Raw genomic sequence first — 15530 nt, 5'->3', positions numbered from 1 at the left:
GCTCCACTTCACATCCAGAGGCCTTCACCTGTCTTCACGACAGGCCATCACGTCCGGAACAACGTCCCTGGACATCACATCTAGACCCGTCTTCCGCACATAGAAGTGAGTGACTTGATCAGGCGGCCCAGTGGCTGCCTGATCAGGGAGTTCTGCCAGGGTGTCCGGTCGTGGATCAACGTGGACAGCGGGCCCGGTATGTGACGGCGAGGCTGGAGAAGTCGCTGGGCGCGTTGCCGGTCGTGGCCGACTACTGCCGCCGCCTGGACCTGGCCGGGATCATCGACCGGGCGTGTCCGGTGCGTGATCTCGCGCATCTGAGCCACGGCCAGGTGATCGAGGCGCTGATCGCGAACCGGCTCACCTCGCCCGCGCCGCTGGTCCGGGTATCGGAATGGGCCGGCCAGTGGGCGGTCGAGGAGGTTTTCGGCATCGCCGCCGAGCTGCTCAACGACGACCGGATCGGCCGGGCGCTGGACGCGATCGCGCCCGAGCTGGACGGGATCATCGGATCCGTTGGGGCCCAGGCGATCTCGGCGTTCGGGCTGGAGGTGTCCCGGCTGCACTGGGACATGACCTCGATCTCCCTGCACGGGGACTTCGCCGGCAACGACGAGGACTACCCGGCCCCGAAGTACGGCCACCCCAAAGACCGCCGCCACGACCTCAAACAGATCCAGGCCGGGCTGGCGGTCACCTCCGACGGCGCGGTCCCGGTGTTCCACCGCGCCTACGACGGCAACGCCGGCGAGGTGACTCAGGTCGTCGCGGCGATGACCGCGCTGACGAAAATGGCCGCGCCGCGGGACTTCTTGCTGGTCGGGGATTCCAAACTGGTGTCCTACAGCAACCTTGTGGCGATGGCTGATGCCGGTGTCGCGTTCCTGGCGCCCGCGTCCAAGACCTACGTCCCGGCCGCTGTCCTTGCCACGCTGGACATCCACGCCGCAGTCGAGGTCGACCACGTGGCCGAACGAGACCTGGGAAAGCCTACCGCCGAGCAGGGCCGGTGGCGGGTGCTCGAGGACACTATGACGCTGACCGGGCCCCGCAAGAAGGACCCCGTGCTCACGCTGCGCCGGGTGTTCGTGCACTCCACCGCCCGCGCCCAGGCCGCCGTCACCGCACGAGAACGCAAACTCGCCCAGGCCCGCGCCGACCTGGGGCGGCTGGCACGCGGGCTGGGCAGCCGGCACTATCCCGACGCCGCGTCAGTCACCGCCCGGATCGCCACGATCAGCAAGGCCCGCCGGGTCAGCGCCTTGCTGCGCGCCACGGTGAGCACCGACCCCGCCACCAGCAAACCCGCCCTGGCCTGGGAGTTCGACGACCAGGCCCTGGCCGCCGAGGCCGCCCTCGACGGCTGGCACGCGCTGCTGACCAACCTTCATCCCGCCGACGCCGACACGGCCGAAGTGCTGCGCCGCTACAAGGGCCAGGAAACCGTCGAACGCCGCTACGGCGCGTTCAAGGGACCACTCGCGGTGGCGCCGCTGTTCCTCAAGAACAACCGGCGCATCGCCGCGCTGATCACCGTGATCTGCCTGGCACTGCTGATCTTCTGCCTGATCGAACGCCAGACACGACTCGCGATCGCCCCGCACACCACACTCGACGGACTCTACGTCGGACGCCCCGCCAAACCCACCGGCCGGCTGATCTTCGAGGCGCTGGCCCGGCTCCGGCTCATCCCTGCCACCGCGAACGAACCTCCCGGCATCCCGCAACCACCACCACTACAGGCCACACTCCTGGCCCTGCTAGAGGTTGATCCAACCAGGCCAAGATGATCAAATCCCACCTCGGAAATGATCACCAAAGTTGATCAACCCCCATGTGCGGAACGCGGGTCTAGAGCTGTGACCGCCGCACGGACGTCGGCGAGCGACCGGCGGGCGACTTCGGCGAAGTCCCCGCCGGTCTCCAGCCAGCCGCTGTAGGCGCGCCGGAACGCCAGCAGGCCGAGCTCGGCCGCCACGCTCGCCTCCAGTTCCGGCACGCCGCGCTGCCTCAGCGCGTCCGCCATCGCGGTGGAGAACCCGACCATCTTCAACGCCTCGCGTTCGCGCAGCTCGACGTTGCTCGCGACCACCGCCAGCCGCTGCGGTCCGTGCTCCCGGCGCTCCTCGGTGAACCCGGCGGAGATCGCCGCCAGCGCCGCCTCGACCGCGGCCAGCGGCTCCGCCGACTCGGACGCACCGGCGATTCCGCCGGCCAGCAGGCCGGACAGCGCCTCCTGCCCGCTGAACAGCACCTCGCGCTTGTCCCGGAAGTGCCGGAAGAACGTGCTCTTCGTGAGGCCCGCGCGTTCGGCGATCTGCGCGACCGCGGTGTTGTCGTACCCCTGCTCGCTGAACAGGTCGAGTGCGGCGCGCACCAACCGCTCCCGCGCGTCCGGCTCCCATCGACCCATGCCGCACAGTCTAAGTGATGCGACTCAGTCTCATCACTCTGCTACTGTTGATGAGACCAAGTCGCATCACTTCGAGGAGTGTCATGAAGGTCTTCGTCACAGGCGCCAGCGGCCACGTCGGGTCGGCGCTGGTCCCGGAACTGCTGCGGGCAGGGCACGAGGTCGTCGGGCTGGCCCGCTCGGACGCGTCCGCCGCCAGGCTCGAAGCCCAGGGCGTCGCCGTCCGGCGAGGCGATCTCGACGACCTGGACGGGCTGCGCAAGGGGGCGGCCGAGGCAGACGCCGTGGTCCACCTGGCGTTCAAGCACGAGGAGATGTTCTCCGGCGACTACCGGGGCGCCTCCGACGCCGACATCGCGGTCGTCCGGGCGTTCCTCGACGAGCTGTCCGGCACCGGCAAGACGCTGGTCGGCACCGCCGGCACGCTGTCCTACTCCGGCCTGGGCCACACGGCCACCGAGGACGAGCGCGTCCCCGACGACCACTCCCGCGGCACCGCACGCAACCTGATCATCGACGCCACCACCGTGCGGGGCTCGGTCGTCGTGCTGCCACCGACCGTCCACAGTGCACTGGACACGGCCGGTTTCATCCCGATCCTGGTCAGGACCGCCCGTGCCACCGGCGTGTCCGGCTACCCCGGCGACGGCGCGAACCGCTGGTCCGCCGTGCACACGCTGGACGCGGCGCGGCTGTACCGGCTGGCCGTCGAACGGGCTCCCGCCAACGCGGTGCTGCACGCGGTCGCCGAGGGGGCCGTGCCGCTGCGGGCGATCGCCGAGGTCATCGGACGGAAGCTGAACCTTCCCGTCGAGAGCATTACGGCGGAACGGGCGGCGGAGCACTTCGGCCCGCTCACCGACATGGTCGCGCGCGACGCACCCACGTCGAGTGAGCGCACGAAGGCGTTGCTGGGCTGGGAACCGCGGGAACCCGGCCTCCTGGAGGACCTGGAGACCGGGTTCTACTTCGAAGAGCGCTGACCCAGCGCGTCAGAAGCGCTCGGCCTATTTCCTGGGCTTGGGTTTCCACACCACGAGCGCGGTCTCCTGCCGGATCGGCACCAGGTCGCGCCGGTAGGACGCGTGCACCGCGGCGGCCGCGGCGTCGGCCGCCGCGTGCGCCTGCGCCAGTTCCTGGGTCAACTCGCTGACCCGTGCTCGCAGGGCGTCGACCTGGTTCTCCAGATCGATGATCCGCTTGATGCCGGCGAGGTTCACGCCCTCGTCCTGCGACAACCGCTGGACCTCGCGCAGCAGCACGATGTCGCGCATCGAGTACCGGCGCCCGCCACCGGACGTGCGGCCGGGGGAGACCAGGCCCATCCGGTCGTAGGAGCGCAGGGTCTGGGCGTGCAGCCCCGACAACTGGGCCGCCACCGAGATCACGAAGAACGGCGTGTCCTCATCGGTCCCGGGAGGGAACGGAAAACCCACCGAACTCACCGCCCTTCAAGCAGCGCGTTCAACTCACCGCGCGGATCATGGTCAGTGGTCACGTCGGCGTAGGCCTCGAGGGCCTTGCGGGCCTCGGACGAGAGGTTGTTCGGCACCGCGACCTCCAGGGTGATCAGGAGATCGCCCGCGGACCCGTCCCGCTTCGTGATCCCCTTGCCCCGCGCCCGCAGCACCCGCCCGGAGCCGGTGCCCGCGGGCACCTTCAAGGTCACCTTGCCGTCCAGTGTCGGCACGGTCAACGTCGTGCCGAGCGCCAGCTCGGAGAACGTCATCGGCGCCGTCAGCGTCAGGTCGTTGCCCTGGCGGCCGAACACGCTGTGCGGGTTGACGTGCACGCGCACGAACAGGTCGCCGTTCGGGCCACCGTTGCGGCCCGGTTCGCCCTGTCCCGCGAGCCGGATCCGCTGGCCGTCGTCGACACCCGACGGGATCCGCACGGTCAGCGTGCGGGTGCGGGTGCTGACGCCGTCGCCGGCGCACTCGGGGCACGGGTCGTCGATGATCCGGCCGGTGCCGCGGCAGTCACGGCACGGCTCGCTGAACGCGAACGCGCCCTGCGAGCGGGTGACCAGGCCGGAGCCGGAACAGGTCGCGCAGGTGTGCGGCGTGGTGCCCGGCCTGGCACCCGAACCACCACACGTCGTGCAGGCGGCGGGAGAGGACAGGCGCAACGGCACCGTCGCCCCGCGAACCGCCTCGGTGAAGTCGATGCGGACGTCGGTCTCGACGTCCTCGCCACGACGCGGCCGCGTGGGCGAACCGCCCGCCGCGCCGCCACGCCGGTTGAACAGGCCGCCGAGCAGGTCGCCCAGGCCGCCGCCACCGGTGCCCTGCGCGGCACGGCCGAACAGGTCGTTGACGTCGAAGCCGCCGGAGCCGAAGCCACCGGAGCCGGGGAAGCCACCACCGCCGGCGAACAGGCGGCGTGCCTCGTCGTACTGCTTGCGCTTGGCCGGGTCCGACAGCACGCCGTAGGCCTCGGAGACCGACTTGAAGCGGGCCTCGGCCTTGGCGTCACCGGGGTTCGCGTCGGGGTGCAGCTCGCGGGCGAGCTTGCGGTACGACTTCTTGATCTCGTCCGCCGACGCCTCGGAGGAGACGCCCAGCTCGCGGTAGAAGTCCTTTTCGATCCAGTCCCTAGCACTCACCGGACGTCTCCTCCTCTCGTCAGTTCTCTTCGGCCTGCGGTGCGGCAGCAGGCTCGTGGTCGGTCACCGCGACGAGCGCGGGCCGGACGAGCTTGTCGCCGAACGTGTAGCCGCGGCGCAGGACGGCGGTGACCGTCGGCCCCTCGACGTCCGGGGACGTGCTGTGCTGCACGGCCTCGTGCACCGACGGGTCGAACGCCTCGCCCTCGTGCGCGAACGGCTCCAGGCCGGTCTTCGACAACGTGGACACGAGCTTGTCCGCCACCGCCTTGAACGCACCGGTCAGGTCGCCGTGTGCGGCGGCCCGCTCGATGTCGTCCAGCACCGAGAGCAGCTCGGAGGCGACGGACGCCTTCGCGTTGGTGATCACCGCTTCGCGGTCGCGTTCCACCCGCTTGCGGTAGTTCGCGTACTCGGCGGTGAGCCGCTGCAGGTCGGCGGTGCGCTCGTCGAGCTGGGTCTTCAGCTCGGCGGCGACGGAGTCCACGACCTCGGCGACCAGTGGTTCGGAATCCGGAGCAGCGTCTTCCTCGTCGGCGGCGGCGTGGGCCGGCGACCGGACCTCGCCCGTCTCGGGGTCGATCCGGCGCCGGTCGTTCACGACGACCTGAGGCTGCTCCTCGTCAGGGGCGGCGTGCCTCGGCTCGGTCACTTCTTCTCGTCCTCGTCCACGATCTCGGCGTCGACGACGTCGTCGTCCTTCTTGGCGTCCGCACCCGCGGCACCCGGCGCGTCGGCACCAGGGGCCTCGGCGCCCGCGGCACCCGGCGCGTTGGCGTAGATCGCCTGGCCGATGGCCTGGGACTCGGTCGCGAGCTTCTCGACGGCCGTCTTGATGGCGGCGATGTCGGTGCCCTTGAGCGCCTCGTTCGCCTCGGCGATCGCGGCGTTGACCTTGTCCTTGATCTCGGCCGGGAGCTTGTCGTCGTTCTCCTTGACGACCTTCTCCGTCTGGTAGACGAGCGTCTCGGCCTGGTTGCGGACCTCGGCCTCCTCGCGGCGGCGCTTGTCCTCCTCCGCGTGGGCCTCGGCGTCCTTGACCATGCGGTCGATGTCGTCCTTCGGCAGCGCGGAGCCACCGGTGATCGTCATCGACTGCTCCTTGCCGGTGCCGAGGTCCTTCGCCGACACGTGGACGATGCCGTTCGCGTCGATGTCGAAGGTGACCTCGATCTGCGGCACGCCACGCGGGGCGGGCGGCAGGCCGGTCAGCTCGAACATGCCGAGCTTCTTGTTGTGCGCCGCGATCTCGCGCTCACCCTGGAAGACCTGGATCTGCACGGACGGCTGGTTGTCGTCGGCCGTCGTGAAGGTCTCGGAACGCTTCGTCGGGATCGTGGTGTTGCGCTCGATCAGCTTGGTCATGATGCCGCCCTTGGTCTCGATGCCGAGGGACAGCGGGGTGACGTCGAGCAGCAGGACGTCCTTGACCTCACCCTTGAGGACACCGGCCTGCAGGGCGGCGCCGACGGCGACGACCTCGTCCGGGTTCACGCCCTTGTTGGGCTCGCGGCCGCCGGTCAGCTCCTTGACGAGCTCCGCGACGGCGGGCATGCGGGTCGAGCCACCGACGAGCACGACGTGGTCGATGTCGCCGACGGAGACGCCGGCGTCCTTGATCACGTTGTTGAACGGCGCGCGGGTGCGCTCGAGCAGGTCGTTCGTGATGCGCTGGAACTCGGCGCGCGACAGCGTCTCGTCGAGGAACAGCGGGTTCTTGTCCGCGTCGACCGTGATGTACGGCAGGTTGATGGACGCCTGCGACGAGCTGGACAGCTCGATCTTCGCCTTCTCCGCGGCCTCGCGGATGCGCTGCAGGGCCATCTTGTCCTTGGTCAGGTCGATGCCGTTGGCCTGCTTGAAGCGCTCGACCAGCCAGTCGACGACGCGCTGGTCCCAGTCGTCACCGCCGAGGTGGTTGTCACCGGAGGTCGCCCGGACCTCGACCACGCCGTCGCCGAGCTCGAGCAGCGAGACGTCGAACGTGCCGCCACCGAGGTCGAAGACCAGGATGGTCTGCTCCTTCTCGCCCTTGTCGAGGCCATAGGCCAGAGCGGCCGAGGTCGGCTCGTTGACGATGCGGAGCACGTTGAGGCCCGCGATCTGGCCGGCCTCCTTGGTGGCCTGGCGCTGCGCGTCCTCGAAGTAGGCGGGGACGGTGATGACCGCGTCGGTGATCTCCTCGCCCAGGTAGGCCTCGGCGTCGCGCTTGAGCTTCATCAGCACGCGCGCGCTGATCTCCTGCGAGGTGTACTTCTTGCCGTCGATCTCGTCGGTCTGCCAGTTGGTGCCGACGTGACGCTTGACCGACCGGATGGTGCGGTCGACGTTGGTGACGGCCTGGTTCTTCGCGGGCTGACCCACGAGAACCTCGCCGTTCTTCGCGAACGCGACGATGGACGGGGTCGTCCTCGAGCCCTCCGAGTTGGCGATGACCGTCGGCTCACCGCCCTCGAGAACAGCGACGACAGAGTTGGTCGTCCCCAAGTCGATGCCGACTGCACGCGCCATTGGAGTTCCTTCCGCTAGTACTTGTTGAGCGTTGCTGGCTCAAGTTTGCCATCCGCTCAGCCTTGAGCCTACCCGACTCAAGCTTTCTGACTGACCCAACGGCCGGGAAGGTCTGGTTGTTCCCTCAGAACGCGTCGAGGGCCACTCCTTGTGGAGTGGCCCTCGACACATTCCCCCTGGTGGAACTCAGACCCCGAGCACGTCGACTTCCCCGGAGCCGGTGGTGAGGTTGAGTTCCAGCGACGCGCTCGGATCGGTGGCGACGTGAATCCTGCGGTCCCCGCTGCTCGTGGAACCGGTGACCTTGTACGGACCTCCCGGCACCCGGACGGTGACATCGCCGGAGCTGCTGTTGACCCGTACCGACCTCGCGGTCGTCAGGGTCAGGTCGACCCGTCCGGAACCGGCGTCCACGATCACCTCGTTGTCCAGGGCCGTGCCGTCGATGTCACCGGAACTGCTGACGGCGAGCACCTTGCCCTTCACCGAGTCCAGGTCGATCTGACCGGACCCCAGGTCGGCCGTCACGGTGCCGCCGATCCTGGTGGCCGTGAAGTCGCCGGACCCGGTCTTCACCTTGACGTCCCCCGCGATGTCCCGGGTGGTGATCCTGCCGGACCCGGTCTTGAACTCGACGGCGGCGACCCCCTCGACGATCGTGTCCCCCGACCCGATGTCACCGACCACCGTGATGTCCGCGGACGGGACCACGACCTCGTAGTTGATCTCGCAGTCGTTGCCGCAACCGTTCAGCACCAGCGTGGTGCCCTCGACGTGGTGCGCGATGCCCGACGGCTTGTTGTCCTTCGTGTGCTCGACCTTGCGGTGGATCTTCGTCTCGGTCAGCCCCTGCTGGTACCGGATCGTCACGTCCCCCGAGTCGTTGTCGCTGCGCACCCGCACGGACGTGTACTTCTCCGCGACGACGTGGTCGTCGGCGAACTCGTACTTCATGATGCGGATGCCACAGCCCGTCAGCACCGTAAGCACCGTCCCCGCAAGCAACGCCACCAGCGCCGTCCTCATCATGAGCACAAAACTAGAGGTGGTGGCGCTCAGCTACACGGCAGTCAGCCCCCGAAGGCGGGGTGGGGCTGTCCCTACCAGGAGCTAGGGCCGGTAATGGCCCTAGACGAGGTCTTCGAGCACCGCGCGCAACGCCGGTGCCGTGCGCGCCGGGTCGTTCAGGAACCGCGTCGACGCCAGCACGTGCGCGGGCGCGAACCGTTCCCACAGCAGGCCGTCGACCGGCACCTCGGCGATGTGCAGCTCCACGCTCTGCGCCCACCGGCCGATGCGCGACTCGATGCCGCGCAGCACGTCGCCGATCGGCAACGCCGCCGGGCTCTGCACGCGGTGCAGCTGCTCGATGCCCGGCTTCAGCGCGAGCACCGCGGCCCGGCTGGCCAGCCTGGTCAGCAACGCCTCGGCGTCCTCCGGCGTCATGGGTTCGGCACCCCGCGTGCACGCGTCCAGCGCGTCGGCCCACCAGCCCGGCCACTCGGCGGTCACCGCGGCGCGGTCGACGCCCGCGGGCACCCGCACCGGCAGCGACGGGTCCAGTCCTGGCACGTGCGGCTCGACGTCGACCGACAGGGCAAGCGAGTCGCGCACGTACAGCGCGGCGAGGAGCCCCAGGCTCACCCCGTGGCTGATGCCGGACACCTCTCGCGCGAACTTCATGACCTCATTGTTCCCGCGCGACGGCCGTGAGTTCGTCGCAGCCGCGGATCAAGAAGGACACGATTGGCTCCAGCTCGTCCTCGTTCGGAGCAACGTCGGCGATCAGGCCCTGGATCAGCAGCCCGTCGATGGCCGCGAGGAACGCCCGGAACGCGACGGGGTCCGCCGGCCGCACCGCCTCCACGGCCAGGTCCAGCCACCGGCGCGCGGCAGGTCTCAGCTCGGGACGACGCCCGGCCAGCAGGTAGAGCTCGTACTCGGCGAGCGTGCGGCCGCGGTTCTCGTCCACCGCCCTGGCGAGGCTTCGGGCGATCTCCCGCGCGGCGCCGCCGCTCGCGACGATCTGCAGCATGTCGACGCACAGCTCTTCGGCCGACCACAGCAGCGTGGCGATCAACAGGTCGTCGAGCGTCGCGAAGTAGTAGGTGGGTGCCGTCGTCGGCACGCCTGCTTCGCGGGCGACGCTGCGATGCGTCACGCCGGCGATGCCCTCGCGTTCGATCACGCGCAGGGTGGCCTCGACGATGGCACGCCGCTTCTTCTCCCCGCGCGCCTTGCGGCCGTCGACCTTCTGGCTCTCCACTACCGCGGTCAGTGCGTCCTCCCGAGCTCGAGCGTCACCACGCCTCCGATGATCAAAGCGAGGCCGATGACCATCGTGGGGTTGAGGGTCTCGCCGAGGAACTTCCAGCCGATAATCGCAACGGCTGCAACGCCGATGGCAGACCATACGGCGTAGGCGACGCCCACGGGCATACCGAACTTCAACGCGCGCGAAAGTGCCGCAAAGGCGATGGCGTACCCGACGACGACCACGACCGACGGCCACAGTCGGGTGAAACCCTCGGACAACTTCAACGAGACGGTGGCGGCGATCTCCGCGCCGATCGCCGCAGCCAGATACAGGTACAACACGGCGACCTCCAGAGGTTCGGACAACTACCTGAACGATTGTTCCACAAGTTTTTGATCAATTTCCGGCTACTTGACCGGTACGTGAGGAGACACCGGCCACGTCCAAGTGGTTACCCGCGAGTAACGTGGCCTAGAATCCCGCCATGACCCTCCAGCTGGTTCTCGGACTCGTCGCCGTAGCGGTGAGCGTCGTCGCCTGGGGCGTGTTCGTCGCCGGCATCTGGAAGATGATCAAGATCATCCGGCTCGGCCAGCCGGACGGCACCCGCATGGGCCCGTTCTGGCCGCGGCTGAAGACGTTGATCGTCGAGTTCGTGGCGCACACCAGGATGGCGAAGTTCCGCTCGGTCGCGCCGTGGCACTGGATGGTGATGTGGGGCTTCCTCATCGGCTCCGCGGTGCTGTTCGAGGCCTACGGCGAGGTGTTCGACCCGCACTTCCACTGGCCGATCATCGGCACGTGGTCGATCTGGCTGCTGCTGATCGAACTGCTGGGCCTCGGCACTGTCGTCGGTGGTGTGGCCCTGGCGGTCATCCGCCAGCGCAACCACCCGCGACGCGCCGACCGGGTCTCCCGGTTCGCCGGTTCCGACTTCAAGTCCGCCTACTTCGTCGAGGCGGTCGTGATCATCGAGGGCGTCGGCATCCTCATGGTCAAGGCGTTCAAGCAGTCGAGCGGCCTGGAGACCGCCCCGCTGTGGACGTCGTTCGTGACGCAGCCGCTCGCGCAGATCCTGCCCGCCGCACCGATCTGGGTGTCGGTGATGGCGCTGGTCAAGCTGCTGAGCGGCATGATCTGGCTGGTCGTCGTCGGCCGGAACCTGACGATGGGCGTCGCCTGGCACCGGTTCTCGGCGTTCTTCAACATCTACTTCAAGCGCGAGGACGACGGTGGCGTCGCCCTGGGCGCGCTGAAGCCGATGATGTCCGGCGGCAAGGTCCTGGACCTCGAGGAGGCCGACCCGGACAAGGACGTGTTCGGCGTCGGCAAGGTCGAGGACTTCAGCTGGAAGGGCTGGCTCGACTTCTCCACCTGCACCGAGTGCGGCCGCTGCCAGTCGCAGTGCCCCGCCTGGAACACCGGCAAGCCGTTGTCGCCGAAGATGGTCATCACGCAGCTGCGCGACCACGCGTTCGCCAAGGCCCCGTACCTGCTGGCCGGCGGCTCGCGCGACATGGCAGGCGACGAGGTCGGCCTGACCGAGGACAAGTACGAGGACTACAAGAAGCGCCTCGAGTCGATCGACGTGCTGGCGATGGCCGAGTCCGAGCGCCCGCTGGTCGGCGGCCCGGACGAGCTCGGCGTCATCGACCCCGAGGTGCTGTGGTCCTGCACGACCTGCGGTGCGTGCGTCGAGCAGTGCCCGGTCGACATCGAGCACGTCGACCACATCGTCGACATGCGCCGCTACCAGGTGCTGATCGAGTCGAACTTCCCGACCGAGCTCGGCGGCATGTTCAAGAACCTGGAGAACAAGGGCAACCCGTGGGGCCAGAACGCCAAGGACCGCCTGGCGTGGACCGAGGGCCTCGACTTCGAGGTGCCGGTGTTCGACGGCGAGCTGGGCGACGCGGAGTACCTGTTCTGGGTCGGCTGCGCCGGCGCGTTCGAGGACCGCGCGAAGAAGACCACACGCGCCGTCGCCGAACTGCTGCACACCGCGGGCGTTTCCTACACCGTGCTCGGCCCGGAGGAGACGTGTACCGGCGACCCGGCCCGCCGCGCCGGCAACGAGTTCCTGTTCCAGATGCTCGCGCAGCAGAACGTCGAGGTCCTCAACTCGGTCTTCGAGGACCGGCCAGTGGGTTCCCGGAAGATCGTCGTGACGTGTGCGCACTGCTTCAACACCCTCGCGAACGAGTACCCGCAGGTCGGCGGCACCTACGAGGTCGTGCACCACACCCAGCTGCTGAACAAGCTGGTGCGCGAACGCCGCCTGGTGCCGGTCGCACCGGTCACCGAGGACGTCACCTACCACGACCCGTGCTACCTGGGCCGCCACAACAAGATCTACGAGGCACCGCGTGAGCTGATCGGTGCGTCCGGCGCGAAGCTGCGCGAGATGCCACGCCACGAGGAGCGCTCCATGTGCTGCGGCGCCGGTGGCGCCCGCATGTGGATGGAGGAGCGAATCGGCAAGCGCATCAACCTCGACCGCGTGGACGAGGCACTGGCGACCGCGCCGTCGAAGATCGCGACCGGCTGCCCGTTCTGCCGCGTGATGCTGACCGACGGCGTGACCGCCCGCCAGTCCGACGGCCAGGCCGGCGCGCACGTCGAGGTCGTGGACGTGGCGCAGATGCTGCTGGAGTCCGTGCGGCGCGGCAAGGAGAAGCAGGACACGCCGACCGACGAGGTGCCGACCGGCACGCCGTTGCCGGACGAGGACAAAGCGAAGGCCTGAGCCGGATCCAAACGATCTTCGCCGGCCCGGTACTCTCCGGGGGTGGAGGTAGAGCAGAAGAGCTCAGAAGCAATGCCATTGCCGTTCGACCCGCTGGTTGACCTGCGCGGCATCTGGACGACTGAGCTGGCCTCGCGCTACCTCCCCATCCCGGGCACCCCTCGGGTGAAGTACGAGTGCTTGGACGGTTTTCTGGTAACGAACCCGTTTGAGGGGAGCCCGAACGGCTTCGGCATGCTCAGGCTCGCGATGCTCATCGACGGACCGGCGATGAGCGCCGGCAGGCGGGTCTATCCGACGGTCAACGTCGGGTTCGGCCCTCAGCGGTGGATCCAGCCCGACCTCACCGTGCTGAAGCAGCCCATCGAGGATCTCACCTGGATCCCCGCCGACCTGGTGCTGATGCCCGTCGAGTTCGTGTTGGCTTCCAGCCGCCGCCGTGACCGCATCGACAAGCCCGCCGAGTGCGCGCGTGCGGGAATCCCGTACTTCATGAGCGTCGAGTTCGCCAAAACGGAGCGCACGGTGAAGATCGAGCTGTCACAGCTCGACGGCGACCGGTACAAGCCTCTGGCCACTGGTTTCTCGGGTCAGAAGTTCGAAACCGACGTTCCGTTCCCGATGAGCTTCGATCCGGCTCAGCTTCTGGAGTCCTGGTACGCATGAAAAGGCTCTCGGTCCGATGTGGACCGAGAGCCTTTTCGTTGGTGTGTCAGTCTTTGTCGGTGATCTTGTCGTAGATCACGTTCAGCACCCAGCCGGTCAGGGCGACGATGATCGCGCCCCAGAACGCGGGCCAGAATCCCTCGACGCGGAACGGCAGGTCGAGCTGCTCGGCGATCCACCCGGTGAACATGAACAGCAGCGCGTTCACCACGAGCCCGATCAGGCCGAGCGTGACCAGGTAGAACAGGCAGCCGAAGAACTTCACCAGCGGCTTCACGACCGCGTTCACCAGACCGAAGATCACCGCGACGCCGACCAGCGTGAGGATTCTCGATCCGGTGGTGCCCTCGCCCAGGTCGATGCCGGGGAGGGCGGTCGACACCCAGACCGCCACGGCGGTCAGCAGCACATGCACCAAGATGCCCATGCCGCGCAGACTAGCCGTGACAGGTCCTAAGTGGTCAGGACCGGCTACGGCGCGCCTTGCTGTCGAGTGCGAGCCTCGTGCGACTCGACCTCGGCATCGGTGTCGCCCGCTTGCCCATCCCACGATGGAAGTTGCGCCGGAACGCGGAACGGCCCGCGTCTCTCCCGGACGCGGGCCGTTCCGTCTTACCCCCTGGTGATCAGCGTCCCCCCGGAGCAGATCCCGCACGTAAGACACCGCAGCCTTCCCGGATGTTGCGCCAGTTCCTGAATGTCACTCGAATGCAGTAGCGGACAGCTGCTTCGCGCGCTCCGTCCTAGGCTGATCTTCATGAGCGAGAAGCAGCAGGGCTCGGGCGAAAGCACGTTGACCGTCGTCCTCGCGCTGCTGGTCAACCTGGCCATCGCGGTCATGAAGGCCATCGCGGGCGTGTTGACCGGTTCGGCGGCAATCCTCTCCGAAGCCGCCCACTCGGTCGCCGACACGTTCACCGAAGCGCTCCTCCTGACCGCCCTGCGCCGCTCGGGCCGCCCCGCCGACCGCCGCCACCCGTTCGGGTACGGCAAGGAGCGCTACTTCTGGTCGCTGCTGGCGGCCGTCTCGATCTTCGCCTCGGGCGCGATGTTCGCGTTCTACGAGGGCTTCCGCACGGTCTTCGGCGAGCCGGAGGAACAGACCCGGCCGCTGGTCGGCTACGTCGTGCTCGGCCTGGCCTTCGCGCTGGAGACCATCTCGTGGACGCAGGCCTTCCGCCAGGTGCGCTCCGAGTCCGCCAAGCACGGCCGCGGGTTCTTCGACTTCCTCCGGGTGTCCGACGACCCGACCGTGAAGACGGTGTTCCTGGAGGACTCCGCCGCGCTGATCGGCTTGGTGCTCGCGTTCGCGGGCCTCGGCCTGCACCAGCTCACCGGCTCGTCGCTGTGGGACGGCCTCGCCTCACTGGCGATCGGCGTGCTGCTGGCCCTGGTGGCGTACATCCTGGCCCGCACCAACCGCGGCCTGCTGATCGGACGGCAGGCGGACCCGGTGATGGTGAAGGCGATCTGGCGCCGGCTGACCGAGGTCCCGGAAGTCGACGCCGTCGTGGACGTGCTGACGATGCTCATCGGCACCGACCGCGTGCTGCTGTGCGCGCGGCTCGACTTCGACGACTCGCTGACCGCGCACCAGCTGGAGGACGCGTGCGTGCGCATCTCCGCGGAGCTGCACGCGGAGTTCGGCGACCTCGACGAGGTCTTCCTCGAACCCGTGCCACGCACCGACCCGGAACTCCGGCGCCGCGTGCTGGAGCGCTACGGGGACCTGAGCTAGCGGCGCGTGTCCGTGCGGTGGAAGTTCAGGTAGGCACGGCTGGGCGTCGGCCCGCGCTGCCCCTGGTAGCGGCTGCCCGCCTGCTTCGAGCCGTACGGGTGCTCCGCCGGGCTCGACAGCTTGAACAGGCAGAGCTGCCCGATCTTCATGCCGGGGTGCAGCGTGATCGGCAGGTTCGCGACGTTCGACAGCTCCAGCGTGATGTGGCCGGAGAAGCCGGGGTCGATGAAGCCCGCCGTCGAGTGCGTCAGCAGCCCGAGCCGGCCGAGGCTGGACTTGCCTTCGAGGCGTCCGGCCAGGTCGTCCGGCAGCGTCACCATCTCGTAGGTCGAGCCCAGCACGAACTCGCCGGGGTGCAGCACGAACGGCTCGTCCTGCGGCGCCTCGATCAGGCTCGTCAGCTCGTCCTGCTGCTGCGATGGGTCGATGTGGGTGTACTTCGTGTTGTTGAAGACCCGGAAGAACCGGTCCAGCCGCACGTCGATGCTCGACGGCTGGAGCATCTCGGCGTCGAAGGGGTCGAGGGCGAGACGGCCGGACTCGACCTCTTTGCGCAGATCCTGGTCACTCAGCAGCACCCGGACAGGCTAGCCC

At 68.5% G+C, this 15530-nt stretch carries 16 protein-coding genes; 5 read left to right on the top strand and 11 right to left on the bottom strand.

The window, feature by feature from the left end; all coding sequences use genetic code 11:
- Positions 1–170: 170 nt before the first annotated feature.
- On the top strand, positions 171–1790 hold the full coding sequence (locus ACRSBM_RS41245; protein WP_434440539.1) for an IS1634 family transposase: 1620 nt from the start codon (positions 171–173) through the stop codon (positions 1788–1790).
- Positions 1791–1825: 35 nt separating this feature from the next.
- On the opposite strand, the gene ACRSBM_RS41240 is transcribed toward ACRSBM_RS41245, so the two are convergent.
- Positions 1826–2413 carry a TetR/AcrR family transcriptional regulator gene (locus ACRSBM_RS41240; protein ID WP_434452132.1) on the bottom strand — a complete coding sequence of 196 codons (588 nt, stop codon included), beginning with the start codon at positions 2411–2413 and terminating at the stop codon, positions 1826–1828.
- Between the two features lie 83 nt (positions 2414–2496).
- Here ACRSBM_RS41240 and ACRSBM_RS41235 point away from each other — a divergent pair, with 83 nt between their 5' ends.
- Entirely contained in the window at positions 2497–3396 is a 900-nt protein-coding gene (locus tag ACRSBM_RS41235; protein ID WP_434452131.1) for an SDR family oxidoreductase, read from the top strand.
- 24 nt (positions 3397–3420) lie between these two features.
- On the opposite strand, the gene ACRSBM_RS41230 is transcribed toward ACRSBM_RS41235, so the two are convergent.
- The 8 genes from ACRSBM_RS41230 to ACRSBM_RS41195 all read right to left on the bottom strand — a co-directional run bounded on the left by ACRSBM_RS41230 (position 3421) and on the right by ACRSBM_RS41195 (position 10127).
- Positions 3421–3849, bottom strand: a complete 429-nt coding sequence (locus tag ACRSBM_RS41230) for a heat shock protein transcriptional repressor HspR (protein WP_434452130.1) — start codon at positions 3847–3849, stop codon at positions 3421–3423.
- A 5-nt stretch (positions 3850–3854) separates the two neighbouring features.
- Positions 3855–5018, bottom strand: coding sequence for a molecular chaperone DnaJ (gene dnaJ / locus ACRSBM_RS41225; protein ID WP_434452129.1), 1164 nt, complete (start codon positions 5016–5018; stop codon positions 3855–3857).
- 19 nt (positions 5019–5037) lie between these two features.
- Positions 5038–5670, bottom strand: coding sequence for a nucleotide exchange factor GrpE (grpE, locus tag ACRSBM_RS41220; RefSeq protein ID WP_434452128.1), 633 nt, complete (start codon positions 5668–5670; stop codon positions 5038–5040).
- Positions 5667–7529 (bottom strand): molecular chaperone DnaK, encoded by a 1863-nt coding sequence (dnaK, locus tag ACRSBM_RS41215; RefSeq protein ID WP_434452127.1) that lies wholly within the window; start codon positions 7527–7529, stop codon positions 5667–5669. Before dnaK ends, grpE begins: the two co-directional genes overlap by 4 nt.
- 186 nt (positions 7530–7715) lie before the next feature.
- A complete protein-coding gene (locus ACRSBM_RS41210) occupies positions 7716–8558 on the bottom strand; it encodes a DUF4097 family beta strand repeat-containing protein (protein ID WP_434452126.1) in 843 nt (280 codons plus the stop codon).
- A 99-nt stretch (positions 8559–8657) separates the two neighbouring features.
- Positions 8658–9212, bottom strand: coding sequence for a hypothetical protein (locus ACRSBM_RS41205; protein ID WP_434452125.1), 555 nt, complete (start codon positions 9210–9212; stop codon positions 8658–8660).
- Positions 9213–9216: 4 nt separating this feature from the next.
- Positions 9217–9795, bottom strand: coding sequence for a TetR/AcrR family transcriptional regulator (locus ACRSBM_RS41200; RefSeq protein WP_434452124.1), 579 nt, complete (start codon positions 9793–9795; stop codon positions 9217–9219).
- Positions 9796–9803: 8 nt separating this feature from the next.
- Entirely contained in the window at positions 9804–10127 is a 324-nt protein-coding gene (locus ACRSBM_RS41195) for a DMT family transporter (protein ID WP_434453451.1), read from the bottom strand.
- A gap of 143 nt (positions 10128–10270) precedes the next feature.
- Between ACRSBM_RS41195 and ACRSBM_RS41190 the strand changes: the two genes are divergently transcribed.
- Together ACRSBM_RS41190 and ACRSBM_RS41185 are read left to right on the top strand one after the other, a co-directional pair.
- Entirely contained in the window at positions 10271–12532 is a 2262-nt protein-coding gene (locus ACRSBM_RS41190; protein WP_434452123.1) for a (Fe-S)-binding protein, read from the top strand.
- A gap of 42 nt (positions 12533–12574) precedes the next feature.
- On the top strand, positions 12575–13198 hold the full coding sequence (locus tag ACRSBM_RS41185; RefSeq protein ID WP_434452122.1) for a Uma2 family endonuclease: 624 nt from the start codon (positions 12575–12577) through the stop codon (positions 13196–13198).
- 46 nt (positions 13199–13244) lie between these two features.
- Here the strand turns inward: ACRSBM_RS41185 and ACRSBM_RS41180 are convergent, their stop codons facing one another.
- Entirely contained in the window at positions 13245–13625 is a 381-nt protein-coding gene (locus tag ACRSBM_RS41180) for a phage holin family protein (RefSeq protein ID WP_434452121.1), read from the bottom strand.
- Positions 13626–13955: 330 nt separating this feature from the next.
- Here ACRSBM_RS41180 and ACRSBM_RS41175 point away from each other — a divergent pair, with 330 nt between their 5' ends.
- A complete protein-coding gene (locus tag ACRSBM_RS41175) occupies positions 13956–14936 on the top strand; it encodes a cation diffusion facilitator family transporter (protein WP_434452120.1) in 981 nt (326 codons plus the stop codon).
- Here ACRSBM_RS41175 and dcd read toward each other — a convergent pair.
- A complete protein-coding gene (dcd, locus tag ACRSBM_RS41170; RefSeq protein ID WP_434452119.1) occupies positions 14933–15514 on the bottom strand; it encodes a dCTP deaminase in 582 nt (193 codons plus the stop codon). The two genes, ACRSBM_RS41175 and dcd, sit on opposite strands and share 4 nt — an antisense overlap.
- Positions 15515–15530: the final 16 nt, after the last annotated feature.

The organism is Lentzea xerophila (assembly GCF_051094245.1).
In the GTDB taxonomy this organism is placed as follows: Bacteria; Actinomycetota; Actinomycetes; order Mycobacteriales; family Pseudonocardiaceae; genus Lentzea; species Lentzea xerophila.
This window is presented reverse-complemented; position numbering and strand designations above follow the sequence as displayed.

Coding starts and splice junctions, on each gene's coding strand:
- ACRSBM_RS41210 (WP_434452126.1), bottom strand. CDS start 8,558: ATGATGAGGACGGCGCTGGTGGCGTTGCTTGCGGGGACGGTGCTTACG.
- ACRSBM_RS41240 (WP_434452132.1), bottom strand. CDS start 2,413: ATGGGTCGATGGGAGCCGGACGCGCGGGAGCGGTTGGTGCGCGCCGCA.
- ACRSBM_RS41235 (WP_434452131.1), top strand. CDS start 2,497: ATGAAGGTCTTCGTCACAGGCGCCAGCGGCCACGTCGGGTCGGCGCTG.
- ACRSBM_RS41180 (WP_434452121.1), bottom strand. CDS start 13,625: ATGGGCATCTTGGTGCATGTGCTGCTGACCGCCGTGGCGGTCTGGGTG.
- ACRSBM_RS41190 (WP_434452123.1), top strand. CDS start 10,271: ATGACCCTCCAGCTGGTTCTCGGACTCGTCGCCGTAGCGGTGAGCGTC.
- ACRSBM_RS41175 (WP_434452120.1), top strand. CDS start 13,956: ATGAGCGAGAAGCAGCAGGGCTCGGGCGAAAGCACGTTGACCGTCGTC.
- dnaK (WP_434452127.1), bottom strand. CDS start 7,529: ATGGCGCGTGCAGTCGGCATCGACTTGGGGACGACCAACTCTGTCGTC.
- ACRSBM_RS41205 (WP_434452125.1), bottom strand. CDS start 9,212: ATGAAGTTCGCGCGAGAGGTGTCCGGCATCAGCCACGGGGTGAGCCTG.